Source organism: Streptomyces sp. NPDC059456 (assembly GCF_042750055.1).
Taxonomy (GTDB): domain Bacteria; phylum Actinomycetota; class Actinomycetes; order Streptomycetales; family Streptomycetaceae; genus Streptomyces.
On record NZ_JBHYVA010000017.1, the window covers coordinates 1 to 15,128 of the forward strand.

General features: G+C 70.2%; 13 protein-coding genes and 3 pseudogenes. 4 read left to right on the forward strand and 12 right to left on the reverse strand.

Annotated features, from left to right (window positions below; translation table 11 throughout):
• Positions 1 to 492 precede the first annotated feature (492 nt).
• Positions 493 to 1,488, reverse strand: coding sequence for a glycosyl hydrolase family 18 protein (locus ACFXA3_RS03230; RefSeq protein WP_385181178.1), 996 nt, complete (start codon positions 1,486 to 1,488; stop codon positions 493 to 495).
• A gap of 257 nt (positions 1,489 to 1,745) precedes the next feature.
• On the opposite strand from ACFXA3_RS03230, the pseudogene ACFXA3_RS03235 reads away from it, so the two are divergent.
• Positions 1,746 to 2,015 (forward strand): annotated as a pseudogene (locus ACFXA3_RS03235) (transposase); the annotation flags it as partial.
• On the opposite strand, the gene ACFXA3_RS03240 reads toward ACFXA3_RS03235, so the two are convergent.
• On the reverse strand, positions 1,993 to 3,318 hold the full coding sequence (locus tag ACFXA3_RS03240; RefSeq protein ID WP_385181181.1) for an amidohydrolase family protein: 1,326 nt from the start codon (positions 3,316 to 3,318) through the stop codon (positions 1,993 to 1,995). The pseudogene ACFXA3_RS03235 and the gene ACFXA3_RS03240 overlap by 23 nt on opposite strands.
• Positions 3,319 to 3,385: 67 nt before the next feature.
• Here ACFXA3_RS03240 and ACFXA3_RS03245 point away from each other — a divergent pair, with 67 nt between their 5' ends.
• Positions 3,386 to 4,006 (forward strand): TetR/AcrR family transcriptional regulator, encoded by a 621-nt coding sequence (locus tag ACFXA3_RS03245; RefSeq protein WP_385181183.1) that lies wholly within the window; start codon positions 3,386 to 3,388, stop codon positions 4,004 to 4,006.
• Positions 4,007 to 4,224: 218 nt separating this feature from the next.
• On the opposite strand, the pseudogene ACFXA3_RS03250 reads toward ACFXA3_RS03245, so the two are convergent.
• Positions 4,225 to 4,420, reverse strand: a pseudogene (locus ACFXA3_RS03250) (transposase); the annotation flags it as partial.
• A 41-nt stretch (positions 4,421 to 4,461) separates the two neighbouring features.
• Between ACFXA3_RS03250 and ACFXA3_RS03255 the strand changes: the two are divergent.
• Positions 4,462 to 4,782 (forward strand): annotated as a pseudogene (locus ACFXA3_RS03255) (TspO/MBR family protein).
• Positions 4,783 to 5,042: 260 nt separating this feature from the next.
• On the opposite strand, the gene ACFXA3_RS03260 reads toward ACFXA3_RS03255, so the two are convergent.
• Positions 5,043 to 5,537, reverse strand: coding sequence for a hypothetical protein (locus ACFXA3_RS03260; RefSeq protein WP_385181186.1), 495 nt, complete (start codon positions 5,535 to 5,537; stop codon positions 5,043 to 5,045).
• Positions 5,538 to 6,201: 664 nt separating this feature from the next.
• Entirely contained in the window at positions 6,202 to 8,091 is a 1,890-nt protein-coding gene (locus ACFXA3_RS03265; RefSeq protein ID WP_385181189.1) for an exo-alpha-sialidase, read from the reverse strand.
• A 605-nt stretch (positions 8,092 to 8,696) separates the two neighbouring features.
• On the opposite strand from ACFXA3_RS03265, the gene ACFXA3_RS03270 reads away from it, so the two are divergent.
• Positions 8,697 to 9,452: a beta-glucanase gene (locus ACFXA3_RS03270; RefSeq protein WP_385181192.1), complete on the forward strand. Its 756-nt coding sequence runs from the start codon at positions 8,697 to 8,699 to the stop codon at positions 9,450 to 9,452.
• A gap of 250 nt (positions 9,453 to 9,702) precedes the next feature.
• Here the strand turns inward: ACFXA3_RS03270 and ACFXA3_RS03275 are convergent, their stop codons facing one another.
• The 7 genes from ACFXA3_RS03275 to ACFXA3_RS03305 form a co-directional block, all read right to left on the reverse strand.
• A complete protein-coding gene (locus ACFXA3_RS03275; protein ID WP_385181194.1) occupies positions 9,703 to 9,906 on the reverse strand; it encodes a hypothetical protein in 204 nt (67 codons plus the stop codon).
• A gap of 115 nt (positions 9,907 to 10,021) precedes the next feature.
• On the reverse strand, positions 10,022 to 11,761 hold the full coding sequence (locus ACFXA3_RS03280; protein ID WP_385181197.1) for a hypothetical protein: 1,740 nt from the start codon (positions 11,759 to 11,761) through the stop codon (positions 10,022 to 10,024).
• Between the two features lie 140 nt (positions 11,762 to 11,901).
• Positions 11,902 to 12,435 (reverse strand): chloramphenicol phosphotransferase CPT, encoded by a 534-nt coding sequence (gene cpt, locus ACFXA3_RS03285; RefSeq protein ID WP_385181200.1) that lies wholly within the window; start codon positions 12,433 to 12,435, stop codon positions 11,902 to 11,904.
• The gene (locus ACFXA3_RS03290; RefSeq protein ID WP_385181202.1) at positions 12,432 to 12,815 is read right to left on the reverse strand and encodes a hypothetical protein; all 384 of its coding nucleotides are present in this window, start codon (positions 12,813 to 12,815) and stop codon (positions 12,432 to 12,434) included. The genes cpt and ACFXA3_RS03290 overlap by 4 nt, the downstream gene beginning before the upstream one ends.
• A 363-nt stretch (positions 12,816 to 13,178) precedes the next feature.
• Positions 13,179 to 13,625: a heme-binding protein gene (locus tag ACFXA3_RS03295; protein WP_385181204.1), complete on the reverse strand. Its 447-nt coding sequence runs from the start codon at positions 13,623 to 13,625 to the stop codon at positions 13,179 to 13,181.
• Positions 13,626 to 13,689: 64 nt separating this feature from the next.
• Positions 13,690 to 14,010 carry an NIPSNAP family protein gene (locus ACFXA3_RS03300; protein ID WP_385181207.1) on the reverse strand — a complete coding sequence of 107 codons (321 nt, stop codon included), beginning with the start codon at positions 14,008 to 14,010 and terminating at the stop codon, positions 13,690 to 13,692.
• Positions 14,011 to 14,039: 29 nt separating this feature from the next.
• Positions 14,040 to 15,008 carry an NADP-dependent oxidoreductase gene (locus ACFXA3_RS03305; RefSeq protein ID WP_385181209.1) on the reverse strand — a complete coding sequence of 323 codons (969 nt, stop codon included), beginning with the start codon at positions 15,006 to 15,008 and terminating at the stop codon, positions 14,040 to 14,042.
• Between the last annotated feature and the right edge of the window lie 120 nt (positions 15,009 to 15,128).

A 15,128-nucleotide genomic window follows, 5' to 3' on the forward strand; every position in this document is an offset into this window, starting at 1 on the left:
GCGCTGCGTCAGCGGGGCGCCGCGGAGCTCGTGACGCACCATTTCGTCGGGAGCGGCAGTTGCGCATCAGAGACAGGCTGGGTGCCGAACCGGCCACTGGGCGGCGCGCGTCGTGCTCGGCTGGCGCGCTGCCATGCGTACGGTGCGGGTTGCGGGACGTGTTCCTCGTGGTTCGCCACCTCCGGGCCTTCTCGCCACGGCAAGGTGGAGAGCAGCCCTGCCCCGGCCGGCAGGCCGCACGAGAGCAGCCCTGTGGACGGCTGCACCACGGCGGGGCGGCCGTTGCCGGTACCGCTCAGCCGGAAACCACCCGGGTCAGCTGCACCGTCGACATTGCCTGCGCCAGTTGGTTCGTCTGCACGTCACGCACCGGCAACCCGGGAGTACTGCCGGCAGCTCCCGTTCCCAGTCCGACGACGCCCAGGAGCACGGCGTACAGGGGCCGGGGCGTGAGCAGGTCCCTGCAAGTCGTCTGGCAGGGAGCGAGGTGCTTCAGGCAGTGTTGCCGGTGAAGGAGTGGCGTACTGCGCAGTACCAGTTGGCGGGACCAGTGGGGCATCCCGGTTCGTTGACGTCGGCGGACAGCGCATATTCCCAGCCTGCCGAACCGGCGAACGCGGGGTACCTGGTGGCCAAGGTGCGCAGGGTGGTCTGGAGGGTCGGCATGGGGACGTAGCCGGCGCAGTCGAGGTTGGAGTTGGTGATGGCGGCTGCGACGACCTTGGAGGCGGGGAAGTTGTTCTGGATGATCGCGTCGTAGTCGCTGGTGTCGGCCAGGCTGCCGTTGCTGCAGTAGAACTGGGCGTTGTACCAGTTGATCTTGGCGCCGACGTTGTTCTCGAGGGTGCGGTAGTCAAGCTGCGGAAGGCTGCTGCCGTTGGCGAGGGAGAGGCTGGTGGGAGACGGAGCGAGGGTGATCAGGAAGCTGGGCCCGAAGTCGGTGCGCAGCTGGTTGATCAGCCGTTCCGCGGTGGCCTCGGTGAAGGGTTCTTCGACGTCGAGGTCGATGCCGTCCAGCTTGTAGGTCTTGAGCATGTCGCGGATGGGCGGGTAGTACATGTCGAAATTCTGGTCGAGGCGCGTGTAGGTGCCGGGGGCTGCGCCTCCGAGGAGCGCGGTGACCTTGAGTCCTTTCGCCTGTAGCGCGGCCACGTCGCGCCACATGGGGACGTACTTCGCGGCGGAGGGAGCGTCGCTGTTGAGGGTGAGGATGGGGTACTGCGCGGGGTCGTTGAGGTGGAACGCGGCGACCTCGACCACGTCGGCCTGCCCGGCCAGGGGCGCGGGGGAGACATAGGGCTGGCCGGGGTCTCCTGTCGTGGTGCCGGTCTGGTAGAAAGCGACCACGTGGCGAGTTGCCGACGTGGCCGGAGTCTGCGACAGGCCGCCCTGCGTGATGGTGTGGCCGGTACCGACGGTGTTGTCGTTCCCGACGATGAGATCCCGGCCCGCGATGTTGTTGTTGTCCCCCTTGTTCACGATCAGCACGGAACTGCCAGGGTCCGGATCACCTGCCGCAGCTGCGCCGCCTGAGCCGACACTCAGAAGTACAACTGCTGCAAGTCCAGCCGCAGTACGTCGCCCGATCCGCTGCATCGCTACCAACCCTTCGGCGAAGATGTTCTGACCTGGGCGATTCTGTTCGCAGGACGGCTACACGAGCTGCACAACGCGCGTTCGTTCGCTTTGGTGCCAGAAAAGCACCCTTCTGAGGCTCAATAGGTATTTGATCACCATGCACCCAGCTCCAGGGTGATCGGCTCCCGCAGTGGATCAAGGCGGTCCGCGCCGACGACCTGCCCGACCTCCACGCCCTCGTCGACGGTCTCGAACGGGATCTCGCCGCCGTCACCGCCGGCCTGACACCGCCCTGGAGTTCCGGCGTCGTCGAGGGCCACGCCAACCGGATCAAAATGATCAAGCGCCTGATGTACGGCCGGGCCGGCTTCGGCCTCGTGCGCAAGCGAGTCCTGCCGGGTGGCGGAAGCCTTCTCAGAGGACGGTACCGGCTTTGACCACATGCCGAAGGTGGCGCTCGGGACGGGTGAGGACGGCCAGGTCCGCCAGGGGGTCGCCGTCCACGACGAGCAGGTCGGCGTGCGCGCCCGGCGCGAGGGTGCCGATCTCGCCCTCCATCCGCAGCAGGCGGGCCGCCGTGCTGGTGGCGGAGCGGATCACGTCCGCGGCGGGCTGGACCTCGGCGCGCAGCGTGAACTCCTCCAACTGGGCCGAGTGCAGCGGCCCGAGCAGGTCGCTGCCGTAGACCAGGTTGACCCCCGCCCGGTGGGCCTTCTCGAGGGCGGCCAGCCCGTGGTCGCGGACCTCGGTGAGCTTGCGGTAGGACGGCTCCGGCAGGCCGGACTGCCGTCCGAGCTCCGCCGTCCGCTCGTAGGCGACCAGGGTGGGCACCAGGAAGGCGTCCTGCTGCAGCAGCAGGGCGACGGTGGCGTCGTCGATCAGGTTGCCGTGCTCGACGCAGCGCACGCCTGCCCGCAGGGCCCGGTCTATGGCACGCGGGTGGTAGGCGTGCACGGTGACGTAACGGTTGTGGTTCTCCGCCTCCTCCACGGCGGCGCGGATCTCCGCCTCGCTGTATTGGACGGCGGCGATCTCGTCGTGCGGCGAGGCGACCCCGCCGGAGAGCAGCACTTTCAGGTGGGCGGCGCCCTTGCGGAACTCGTCACGGGCCGCCGCGGGGGGGGGGGGGGGGGCCCGGCCCGGCGGCGCCGCGGTGGCGCGGCGTTCGGGGCTGCGGCCGGGCGGGGGGGCGCCCGGGCTTACCGCGTCCGGGCCCGCCGCGGGGCGGGCGGCCCCCCCGACCGCGATCCGGGCGAAGTTCGGACGGTTCTCGCAGCAGGGCGCCGAGTCGTCCCCCAGCGGGCGCAGGTCGCCGTGGCCGCCGGTCTGGGAGAGTGCCTTTCCGCCGTGGACGAGCCGGGGGCCGAGCGCCAGCCCTTCGGCCAGGGCCCGCGCCATGCCGTGGTCCGCGCCGCCGACATCGCGGACGGTGGTGAAGCCGCGGCGCAGCATCCGTTCGGCCTCCGCCAGGGCCCGCACGGTCAGGTACCCCGGCGTCCAGGAGGCGATGGCGGGCAGGTCCAGGGAGGTGACCAGCAGGTGGACGTGGGCGTCGATCAGGCCGGGCAGCACTGTGGCGCCGGCGGCGTTGAGCACCCGCACGTTCTGCCCGATGCCGGGCGGGCGGCCGGTGCCGGTGGCGGCGATCCGGCCGTCGGCGACCTCGATCCAGGCCAGGTCGGTACGGGTGCCGGTCTCGGGGTGGAGCAGGTGGGCGTCGGTGATCAGCAACCGGCTCATGGTGGTGGTCCTCTCGCGGCCTCGTTTCAATACGACCTGTATTGAATACACCATGTATCGTGATGTTGTGAATTCCTCCCCGGCCGAATCCGCCGCCCCCCGCCCTCCGCGGCGCCGCGTCCACACGAGAGCCCGCATCCTGTCGGCGGCGGGCGGGCTGTTCCTGTCCGCGGGGTACGCGCGGACGAGCATCGAGGACATCTGCACCGCCGCCGGCTACACCCGCGGAGCCTTCTACTCGAACTTCGCCACCAAGGAGGACCTGCTGCTGGCGCTCTTCGACGAGCAGGCCGCCGGGCGAATGGCCGAGCTGGAGCGGCTGGCCACCGCGGCCGAACAGCTGGAGCCCGGGGAACGGGCGAGGCGGCTGGTCGAGGCGCTGCTTCGGGTCGAGGACGCCGAAACCGGCTGGATCCTGCTCTTCCTGGAGTTCCGCCTGTTGGCCGCCCGTACGCCCGGGCTCGCCAAGCGGGTAGCCGCGCACGACCGCACGGTGACAGCGGCGGTGGCGGTCCTGCTGGAGCGAGTTCTGCCGGAGTTGGTACCGGCCGGGGCTGCTGCCGAGCAAGCCGCCGAGGTGGTCCTGGCCGCTCGCGAGGGCTTGCTCGCCCGTACGGCCGCGGGCGGTCCGGCCGCTGAGCAGCTGCTGAACGCGACGACGGCAGTACTGACCGGGCTCCTGGGCTGACGCGGCAGAAAGGGCGGCACCCCGTTACGTACGGGTACGACCCGTTCGCCTCTCGCGCAGCCGGCCCTGGTCGTCGTGGCGGCGCAGGACGAGGAGGTGCGGCCGTGCACGCATGCCCGTGCTGGCGCCGATGAATGCATCGGTGGTGCGGCCATATCGGCGGCCGACCAGGATTCTTGCCGACTCGACGGTCTCAAAAGGTGCCCCTATGGTTTTCGTCAAGCGGCGGTGGCGGCTGGGGGCTCGTAGAAGGTGCCGTCTCGGAGCATGGCGAACAGCGCGTCGATGCGGCGTCGTGGAGGAGCCTGAACACCTGGTGACCGGTGCCAGGCCGGCGTAGGCGGCCAGATGGCCGGGAGTGGGGTCCGTCCCCTGGAAGCGGTACGCGGCGGCCGCGGTCACGGTAGCGGCGGCAAGTCCGCGTGGCAGCCGCCGTCGTGGGCGTTCGGCGTGGTGTGGACGCCGCTCTGTATGCGTCGATCGCCTTCGCCGCCGGCCATGCGCTCGGCCGCGCCCGTGGGCGGGAGGGTGCCCGCCTTGCCGCCCCCTTTGGGGTGAACCCGGCACTCAATGCCGGATGGACGTGGCTGTTCTTCCGCCGCCGCAGTCCGTAGGCAGGGTCGGCCGGCGCGCTGGTCCTCGACCTCAGCAACGCCGAACTCATCCGGCGCACCTCACGGACCGACCCGGTCGCCGCCCGCGCCCTGCCGCCCTACTCCGCCTGGCGCGTCTTTGCCGCCGCCCTGAACATCTCCCTCACTCGGCATAATCCCTGAGACACCCGCCTGCTGCGCCGGGGGCCGCCCCCACCTCTCTTGCCCCGGTGCGGCGGTGAGCAAGAACGCCCGCACGATGTGCGGGCCGCAGGCTGAGGGCCCGGCCGCGTCAGCTGCACGGGGGTGGCCGTACGGACTTCGACCGGCAGGCTGACAAGCTTCGCAACGGCGTCGAGCATGCTTCAGCGGTGGCGTGGCGTGGCGCGGCCGCTCGCCATGACAAGACCCTCGAGTCCTACAGGGCCACCGTCACGGGCACCTCAATCTTGTTCTGGGTTTGGTCTTTGAAATCGGACCCTCGCGCGCCGTACGCGGACGCGGTGCGCGTGCTTCGCCGCCACCGCCACGGGAAGGCCGGCCAAGAGGAGGGCGAGCCCCACCGGAAGCACCCCCGTCCACACCGTCGGTGAGACGTACGCGGTGCCAGACGCGCCGTCCACCAGCCAGGCACGGGCTGGCCGCGAGCTGGTGTCGCCCTCGACGGCGACGTCGTAGGAGGAGCGGCCGTCGTCGGGCGTGAAGGTGCCCGAGCAGGACGTCGACGTTCCCGCGTTGGCCACCGTGTTGTCGTACGTCCGGCACCTGGCTGCGGCCACGGTCCCCGGCTCGCCCCACAGCGCTGCCCGCAGCTCTGCGGTGAAGTTCGTCAGCACGAGGTAGGCCAGAAGCAGTCCGACCAGACAGGCCAGCGCCAGCCACGGCGCGGGTCCGACCTGTGCCGGTTGCCCGTCCGGAACGTCCCCATCCTCGCTCATCCGCACCCTCGGATCGCCGACGGACCTTCATGGTGGCCGATCCTGAGTGCCTTCGGAAGCCCTGGTGTGTCTCAAGGCCGGCTCGACAGGAAAGGTCGGCACCCGGCGCAGGTCCGGACGTACCCTCTGCCGGGCCACGGCGGCGGGCCCGCAGCGCGCGTGACGGCTCGGCCGGCGGACGCGAGTCTGCCGCTGGGCTTCGTCCGGCAGGCCGGGCAGTCCGTGCTGGCGTCGAGCACGCCTCCGCCGCCGAGTCCTGGGTCCCCGTACGAGCTGCTGCTCGGCCTCCGGGTGGTCTCCGCCGAAGTCGGCGATGCCGTCGCGTGCGATCCGCAGCCGCCCGATCGTCGGAGTCCGGGTGCGAGAAGAGCGGCGGCGGGTCGAACTTGCCGGTCAGGTCCTGCGGAGTTTCCCCGGTGTCCGGGGCCGGCGCGGCGGCGTGGGCGAGCCCGGCAACCCGTTTGTCGGTTCGTTCCCGCGGCCGTGATGACGAACCCGCCCCACGAGGTCGACGAGGATCGCCGGTGCGCTGCCCCGGCCCAGTGCCCGGTCCGGCGGCGTCCTGCGGCGGCCGGGCCGTCACCACCTGTGGTGCGGGCCCGGCGGGCGCGTATGCGTCGGATTCGCTGGACGTTCCCTCCACCACCGCGCCGCCGGGACGGTTTCACCAGATGGTGGAGAAGCCCAGCCGCAGGCGTTCCTGGTCGGCCGCCACGTCGAGTGAGCCATTGCGGACGCTGCCGGCTTCCTCTGCCGTCAGCCCGCGTCCGAATATCCGGACGTCGTCGAGCCCGCCCTTGAAGAGCTCGGTGACCCCGGCCGGCTGGTTGGGGAAGTCGGGCCGGGCACCGACGTGGATGGTGAACTCGCCGGCCGGGGTGATGTCCCCGGCCTTGGCGGGTGCGGTGAACTCCTGGCCTCCGTCCACGGACAGCACGAGCTGGCCGTTCTGTCGCTTGAAGACGACGTGGTGCCAGTTGCCGTCGTTGTACGAGGAGGTGGTCTTCACCTCCGCGTACGCATCACCGGTGTTGATGGCGGCACGCAGCTGGTTCTTGCCCGGCTCGGCCTTCAGCCAGAACTGCCGGACCTGGTCACCCATGCCGTACCCCCAGACGATGGGGAGTCCGCCGGACGTGGCCGAGTGCTTGAACCACGCCGTGACGGTGAAGTCACCTTGGCCCAGGCGCAGCGACGGGGAGCAGCTGACGATCCGCAGGTAGTCGTCCTGGCCGTCGAAGGCCATGGCCTTGCCGGAGCCGCGGTCGGTGAGCTGCGCCCCGCCGTGGATGACGGCGTGGTTGCGGTAGTCGTTCGGGCCCGTGTCCGTGGTGCGCGGCAGGCGAAGCTCCTGCTGGGCTGCGTCCATCCGGCTCTCGGTGAAGGAGGTGAAGCTCACGTTGCCGTGCGGGATGTTGTTCGCGTTCTCGTACAGCACGCCGATGGTTCCTGTGGGTGACAGGGTCAGGTCCGAATAGCCGGCCCGGCCCGGTGTCACCACCGTGCCGGCCGTCTGCCAGGTCCTGCCCTCGTCGTACGAGGAGCGGACGGCCAATTCGCGTCGGTCCTCCAGGGTGTTCGGGCCCAGCCGTGCGGGGGCGGAGAGCAGGAGGCGGTCCCGGGCACCCCCCATGTCCTTGGCGCTCATCCGCAGCAGCGAGCCGAAGACCGGGGCGGTGTCGAAGTTGGCCACGGGAGTGAAGGGCGCGGCGAAGGACGCACCACCGTCGGCGCTGGTGGTGGAGAGCCGGTGTTCGTTGGTGTCGCACCTGGCCGAGCTCCGGGCGTTCACGTACAGGCCGCCGTCGGTGGTCTCCGCGACCGTCAGCTCACCCGGGGCCGCGCTGCTGCTCTCGACGTCGGAGCGCGCGCCGAGGGCCCAGTTCAGGCCGCCGTCGTCGCTGTAGTAGAGCTGACCGCCGCTCTTGCCGTCCTTGGTCGCGTGGTCTCCCGTGACGATCAGCCGGCCGTGGTGCGCGCCGCGGCCGAGCTGGATGCCGTGGCCCGGCCCGGTGGAAACCCAGGTCCAGTCCGCGGGCTTGAGGTGGCCGAGCGGGGCGCCTTCCTTCCAGACGGCTCCCTCGTCGAGGCTGTGCGCCACCCGCAGGCTCCGGACACCGCGGTCGAGGGACCCGTCGGGGCGCTGGCTCCAGTCGCTGGTGGCGTACAGCACGGTGATGCGGCCGGTCACGGCGTCGACGACCGGCGAGGGGTTGCCGTACGCGTCGTCGTCGTTCGCGCCGGCGACGACGGTCAACGGACCCCATGTCTTGCCGCCGTCCGTCGACTTCTTCATCACGATGTCGTTGTGCCCGATGTCGCTGCACGTGCTGACCCTGCCTTCGGCGAACGCGAGCAGGGCGCCGGAGCGCGTGGTCACCAGGGAGGGGATCCTGAAGCAGTAATAGCCCTCACCACGAGCGGCGAACGGCGTGGACGTCTCCGATCCCACTGCGGTGCCCGCGGTCGCCGCGGCCGGAGCCGACGGCATCACGGCGGTGGCGCCGAGCACGGCTAGTCCCAGCGAGGCGGCCGCCCACGCAGGTATGGCCAAACGCCCTGCAAGTCGGCGTTTCTGACGAATGGTTTGCATAGATGCGGTCTCCTGCTTCCACTACTACTTCTCCTGCTCCGAGTGCCGCCGCGCAGGCGCGATCGGCGTACGGGACTGATGGCATACGGGTACCACGGCGCGGCACGTGACGGTCAGGCATGTGCGGCTGCGCGGGGAACATCCGGGGAAGGGCCGCTGGTTGCGGTCCGGGTCTCCTGGACGCTTGGACTCCCGGCCGGAGGCGACCTCGGGCACCTGGGCGGGAGCCGGTGGCCGGAGCGTGCGTGCCCCCGGCAGGTGCCCAGGCGGGTGCCGCCGGCGGGGAGTGCCCCCGAGGGTGCCTGCAGCCGCAGCGAACGATATCCGCCGCACCGAAAGCCCGCCTCCCTCGCCCCCACCTCCCGCGCGCACTTGATCCGGGTGCGAAGCGATCCCCGCCCTCCCGGCCTGGCCGGACAACCACCGGGATGGCTCTCCTCGATCATCGCGGTGTAGACGCTGCGGGGGTTCCTCACTGGCGGGTGAAATCACAAACCGGTGGACCGGTATGCATTTAACCGGAATCGGGCATGCTGCAAGGGATCGTGTTCTCGGGAAGGAGCGATGTGCTCACTCAGGTTCTCGACCGGATCCGACGGCTCCTCGGACGCCCCACCTCCACCTCGACTTCCGCGTCCGCTCCCGAACGTGACGGCGCCGCCCGGGCGAGCGCCCCGGCCCCGGTCTTCACGGCGGACTTCGGCTCGACCCGCCAGTGGGTCGCGGGCCGTTCCTGGGCCTATCCGAACGGCGGACCCACCAATCCCGGCGACAACAAGCTGGACTATCTCGTGCCGGACGCGTCCTTCAGCCGCAGTGGCACCTTCAAAGCCACCCGCCGCCCCGACGGCAAGTGGAACACGGGCCTGTTGACCACCGAGAACAGCGACGAAGGGTTCATGGTGCGGACCGGGGACGTGCTGGAGTCCCGGGTACGGCTGCCGGCCGAGCGCGGGGCCTGGCCCGCCATCTGGACCTGGCTGGACGGCGACAACGAGATCGACGTCTTCGAGTACCACCCGGACAACCCGGACCTCCTCGAATTGTCCAACCACGTCAAGGGTGCCTCCCACTACCACCGCGACCCGGCGATCGGCCCCGGCCGCTGGGTGGACCTCAAGGTGGAGTTCGGATCCGGCTCGGTGGTGTGGTGGGTCAACGGCAAGCAGGTCTTCGCCGACCGGCGCGGGGTGGGACGCCGCTGGCGCGCGTACCTCATCGTCAACCTCTCGGTCTGTGCGGGCCGTTACCACCCGGCCCCCGACAGGAACGTGTCGGAGATGTCCTACGAGGTGGCCTACCTCCGCGTGATCCGCCCATAGAGGTCGCTTCACCCCGCAGTTTCAGCCCGGATCACCAGGTTGAGCGTGATTCATCGTCCGCGCCATGCGGGCGTGGATTCGGCGGTGATTCTGCGGGTCGTGAGGTAGGTCATCGCGAGGTCTCGCCAAACGGCTGTACCGCCCGGACAGGGGAGTGCAGCCATGCGGCCAGGCTGGATGCTTCCCGGTCAGGCAGCGGATCCAGCCCGACTCCCTCAAGGCTGGTCCCCGCCAGGTACGGAGAGCCTGGTCAGATCGGCGGGTGCGGCAGTTCGTCGAGCAACGAACGCAGGTCCTCGATGGGCCCCTGGGCGTCGATGAGGCGATGCGCCCGCTCCACCCACTGCCCGGGCACAGGGCGTCCGGCCAACTCCCACTGGCGCAACACGATGGCCAGATAACGCTTGATGAACTCGGGCGCGGCCGGGTCGAAGCAGAGCAGCGCCGCCCGCATCGCCTCCCGATGCACGGCTGAGAATCGGCCGCCAGTGCCCCACAGTCTGAGGAGCAGCAGGGCACCGGATACCGGCTCACCGGCCTGCTGTACGCCGTAGCCGGTGACGGCCCTATCAAGACCGAGCTCGTCGAATCCTTGAGCCAGATGGAGCAGCGCGTCGGTTTCCGCGGCGCACTTCAGGTGGGCGTCCTGTGCCAGTGCGTGCGGGTTGGTGCGCTGCCAGCCGATGTAGCGACGTCGCCGCTCGCTGCCGGGCCCGAAGCGGTACGTCCAGTACGGGTCGATCGTGGGGACGTCCTCCACGCCCTCTCCCAGCCGGACCGTGATGTCGCGCCGGTCCCCGTCCCAGATCCGCCTCAGCCACAGTCGGTCGGCCAGCGCCCGCCATTCCTCCGCTTGGAGCTGGGACTCCAGGAGCAGCATCGTGGCTTGCCACGCGTCGACAGGATCCGCTGCCGTTCGCCCGGTCCGCGACGACGGTGCGGCTGGTCACGACGATGGCCAGCGGTCGGCCGAGTGCCGCCTCGCGCTGCTGGAAGGCGGACACTCGTTCAAGGTAATCGGACTGGTGGAGTCCTGTTGCCTGGAGCAGTTCGTCGAAGCCGTCGAGGAGGACGACCGGCAACGCGCGCCCGGCTGTGCGCACTACGTCCGCCCAGTCCATAGTCCGCTCGCCCGTCGCCTGCCGTATCGCCGTCTCGATCTGGTCCTGCACGCCCGCGTCGGCGGGTACGTCCCGCAGGGGGACCCGTACGACCAGGAAGTCATCGGCCGGAAGCCTGGCCGCGAGCAGCTTGGTCAGGAGCGACTTTCCGGAGCCGGGAAGCCCCAGAAGCATGATCGGTGATTCGACCGCCTTGGGCGCCGTCAGAAAGCCCTCCAGGAAGGTGTCCAGTCCGCCGCGCACCTCGTGCTGCTGCCACCATGCCGCACCGGCCAACCGGTCCGCGGCGCCGAATTCCGCTACCCGGAAGTCGGTGCTCACGTACGCCTCGCGCAGGGTGGGGATCGACATCTCGACGGCCGTTTCCTGCGCTCCGAGGACCGGGGCCTCCAGCAGCAGGGAAGCTGCACGGCGCAGGGCGGACAGCCGGCCACGGGGGAGGTCGCCGTCCGCGAGGCGTGTGACGGTCTCCTCCAGACGGCGCACCGCGACCCGGGTCGCTCGGTGGTCGATCCGGTCGGCCCAGACCCCCACCTCAGGGAAGTCAACGGCCAGTTGGTGGAACATCTCCTCGTAGGACGCCAGCGCGGCATCCGGAACGTGGGCGTTGAGGGCCGCGCGCGTTTCCTCGCGCGCGGCGGGCGTGAGCCGGTCCCAGAGCGCGAGGCCGCGGACGTACGCCTCCATATACCCGGACATGGCGGCGTAGAAGCCGTGCAGCGCGGTCAGGGTCGCCTCATACGGTGCATGCGGTGAGGGAAGCGGCAGGCGCGAGCGCAACAGGTGGTCGGCGACGGCGCCGAGGCGGCCGGACTCGGGGGCGTCACCGGTGGCCAACCGGACCGAGTCGGCCCGGGTCGCTTCCAGTTCGTCCACCTCGAAGGGGAGAGGCGCCCGCTTCATCGCATCGCCGTAGGCGGCAACTACGATGACTGCGTGAGCGGCGGCCAGCCGCTCGCTCCGCTCGAACCGGCTGAGGCCTTGAATCCGCTCGCTCAAGTTCGACACCAGTGAGTGGCTGATGCCTGCCAGTCGTGCATCGCCCCCCAGGAGCGAAAGCACCAGCTCGGGCGCGGGCCCGACGGCCGCCGCAAGGAGGCTGCTCACAGTGCGGTCCAGCGCGTCCGCGACCGGCCCGTTCCTCCCGAGCAGTCGCACGGCGTCGGTGTAGCACAGCGGTCCCGGCATCGCCCCACCCCCCGAAAGGCAGGGTTTCCCCGCGGACGCCGTCCGTAACCACGGCCGACGGTGCGATGAGAGCGCGCGGCCGTGGGGTCGAACACGTAGCCAGGCCGTTACGGCCCCCGCCGCGGGCGCCGATCTTGCGATCAGCGGACGTGGGCGGCGATGGTGCGTGCGCACAGCAGGGACTCGGTATGCGTCGTGTCCACCTCCAAGTCATAGAGCACACCCGCGTGGACCACGTCCGCCTGTGACGCGGCCATGCCCTGGGTGCGATTTCCTCTTGCGACCTCACGACCCGCGGCGACCGCACCCTCGCACCTGACGCCGACCCACAACACGGCCAGGTCGCCCAGTGCGTTCTGCCACCGCTGCTGGGATGCCGCTCCGCCGAGGAAGACGTCATCGATGATGACCCTGGCGCCTGCACGGGCCATCGCCACGACGCCGTCCATCCAGGCAGCCTCCAGCGCCCGGAAGTCCGCCCCCACGTTCACCTTGCCATCCGCGGAGAACACGATCCCCTCGTCCGACGCCTGCATCTTCGCGGGCATCGCGTCGACGAACGAATCGACCCCGAACGCCAGCCACGGATCGGGCAGTACGGCCTGCAGGCACCGTACGATCCCGGACTTCCCCGAGCTGGACCCACCGTTGAGAATGATCATCTGAGTCGTCACCGCGCCACGGTAGGGCGCCTGCCGCACGGCACGAAACGAATATCCGGCTGCCTCGAAGCGTTCGTCGCCTGGCAGAACGGCTTGAGCCGTCTCCAAGCCCGCGAACTCCTGAAGGCCGCCCCCACTCCGGCCAAGGCTCCGCGGCTGACGCGGACGCAGATCACCGAGGCGCTCGAGCGAACCGGCCGCCGCCGCCGGCGGGACCTCAAGGTGAGGCCGAGCGGCATCGCGCGGTCTTCCGCTCGGACTTCGCCCACCAGCTGCCCCTCGTCGAGCATGCCTTCGGCCAGCAGATATTCGCGCTGCTTCGACAGCTTGACGCCGTGCGCATCGCCGCCGACGAACTCGCGGAGGCGGCCGAAGTGTCCTTTCGCCAGCACCCAGACATTGAGATCCTGCTCAGCTTCGCCGGCCGAGGCTCGCAGACCCGTGCCCGGGTGTTCGGCGAGATCGGAGACGACCGTGCCAGGTCCGCCGACGCCAGGTCACTCAAGGCGTACGTCGGATCGGCACTTCACGGAACTCCGGTCAGAGCCCTGAATCCCCCCACCACGCGGTCAAGGGCTGCCTCGGAGCTGCTCGGGTTGATTCCCCAGGCAGCCCCCGCTGATCTGCGGACGGGTGCCACAAGAGGTCCGGCCAAGGCGGGCAAGGTGGACGGCGCGATGGTCTCGGAGCGTGAAAGGCCGTACGGCCCGCCCCCATGGCTGCGCTGGCGGGCCGTACAGGCTGATCGGGCGGGGTCAGCGGGTGGGCACCTCGAACCCGACGGCTGCCAGGGCCTCTTCAGCGGCCTGCTGGTCCTGCTCGTAGCTGCCGCCGGAGATTCCGAGGCCTCCGACGCACCGGCCGTTGTCGATGATCGGGTAGCCGCCGCCGACCGCCATCAGGCGCGGGTGGCCGCTCAGCGGCGCGATGCTTGGATTGGCGAGGTAGTCGTTCCACGTGTGGGTGGAGGTGTGGAAGGAGGCCGCGGTCCATGCCTTGTCGACGGCGACCTCGGCGGTGAGGAAGGGCGCGTCATCAGCGCGGTCGAACGCCTTGAGGTGCCCGCCGGGGTCGGTGACGGCGACAGCCGCCGTGAAACCGATCCGGGCGGCGGCCGTGTGTACCGCAGAGATCAGTGCGCCCGCTGCGATCCGGGTGATAGAGGAGGAGGGGAACGCCATTGCGAGTGTGTCACTGCTCATGAGTGGTCCTTTATGGCTTTGCCTTGCGGGTGGTGACGTTTGGGGCACAAGTGGTGCGGCCGGGTCACCGCAGTGGTGAGGCGGGGGTGGGGACCGCGCGGGTGACGACGGTCTTCTCGGGGATCAGCAGGCCGTAGACGACCGGGCCTATCTCGTTCTTCCAACGGTCGTGGTGGTAGACGGCTGCGTACAGGGCCTCGCTCTGGGCCTCGTCCTCGAACCGGCGGATCCACAAGTAGCCGTCCTCGTCCTGGTCGTCGACGAAGGAGGCGGTCACGTCCATGCCCAGGGAGGTCTGGAAGGGGATGACGACGTCTTCCATGTAGCGCACCCACTCCTCGCGGCGTCCGGGCTGCGCCTGGTAGCGGCGGATCTCGTAGTACATGCCTGACTCCAAAGTTCCTACCGGGGTGGTCAGTTGGCGACGGTGAGGACGAGCTTGCCGCGGGTGCGGCCAGCCTCGCCCCGAGCGTGGGCCGCCCCGGCCTGCTCCAGCGGGAAGGTTTCCTCCACCTCGACGGCGACATGGCCGGCGTCGATCAGGTCGGCGATCGTCGTCAGCGCGGCTCCGTCCGGCTCGACCAGGAACGGGGTGACCCGCATGCCGGCTGCCTCGGCGGCCTGGGCCAGCCCGGGGGAGACGCCGGCCGGGATGGCGACCAGCAGGCCGCCGGGGCGCAGGACCTTGAGCGAGCGGGTGCTGGTCCGGTCGTGGGCATCGCCGACCAGGTCGATGACGACGTCGACTTCGACGCCGACGTCCTCGAAGCGGGTGCTGGTGTAATCGATGGTCTCGTCGGCGCCGAGTTCCCTGAGCCAGGGGTGGCGGGCGGTGCTGGCGGTGGCGATCACGTGGGCGCCGAGGTGCCGGGCGAACTGGACCGCGAAGTGGCCGACCCCGCCGGCGGCGGCGGTGACCAGGACCCGCTGGCCGGCATGCAGGTGAGCGGTGTCGACCACGGCCTGCCAGGCGGTCAGCGCGGCCAGCGGTACGGCGGCTGCGTGCACGTGGTCGAGGGTCGTGGGCTTGAGGGCGAACTGGCGGGCCGGGGCGGTCACGTACTCGGCGTAGGCGTTCGCGGCGCGCGGGAACCACGGCATGCCGTACACCTCGTCGCCGGCCTTCAGGGTGGTCACACCGAAACCGACTTCCTCCACCACCCCGGACACGTCCCAGCCGAGGGTGAACGGCGGCCCACCCAGCAGCCCGGCCATGCCGGAGCCACTGCGGGTCTTCCAGTCCACCGGGTTGATCCCGGCCGCGTGCACCCGTACCAGCACCTCGGTGGGGAGTGGTACCGGGCGTGGGACCTGCTGGATGCGCAGCACCTCCGGACCGCCGAAACCGTCCTGAACCACCGAGCGCATCGTGTCTGCGGACATGCGTCATCTCCTGAAGGGGCACTCTGCGGAAGGCCCTCGGCGGGCCTCCCGTTGACGTCGCTGACGCTATCCCCGGGAATATGGTTACCTTCAAGATCTGTTACTTCCCATTGGGAAGTA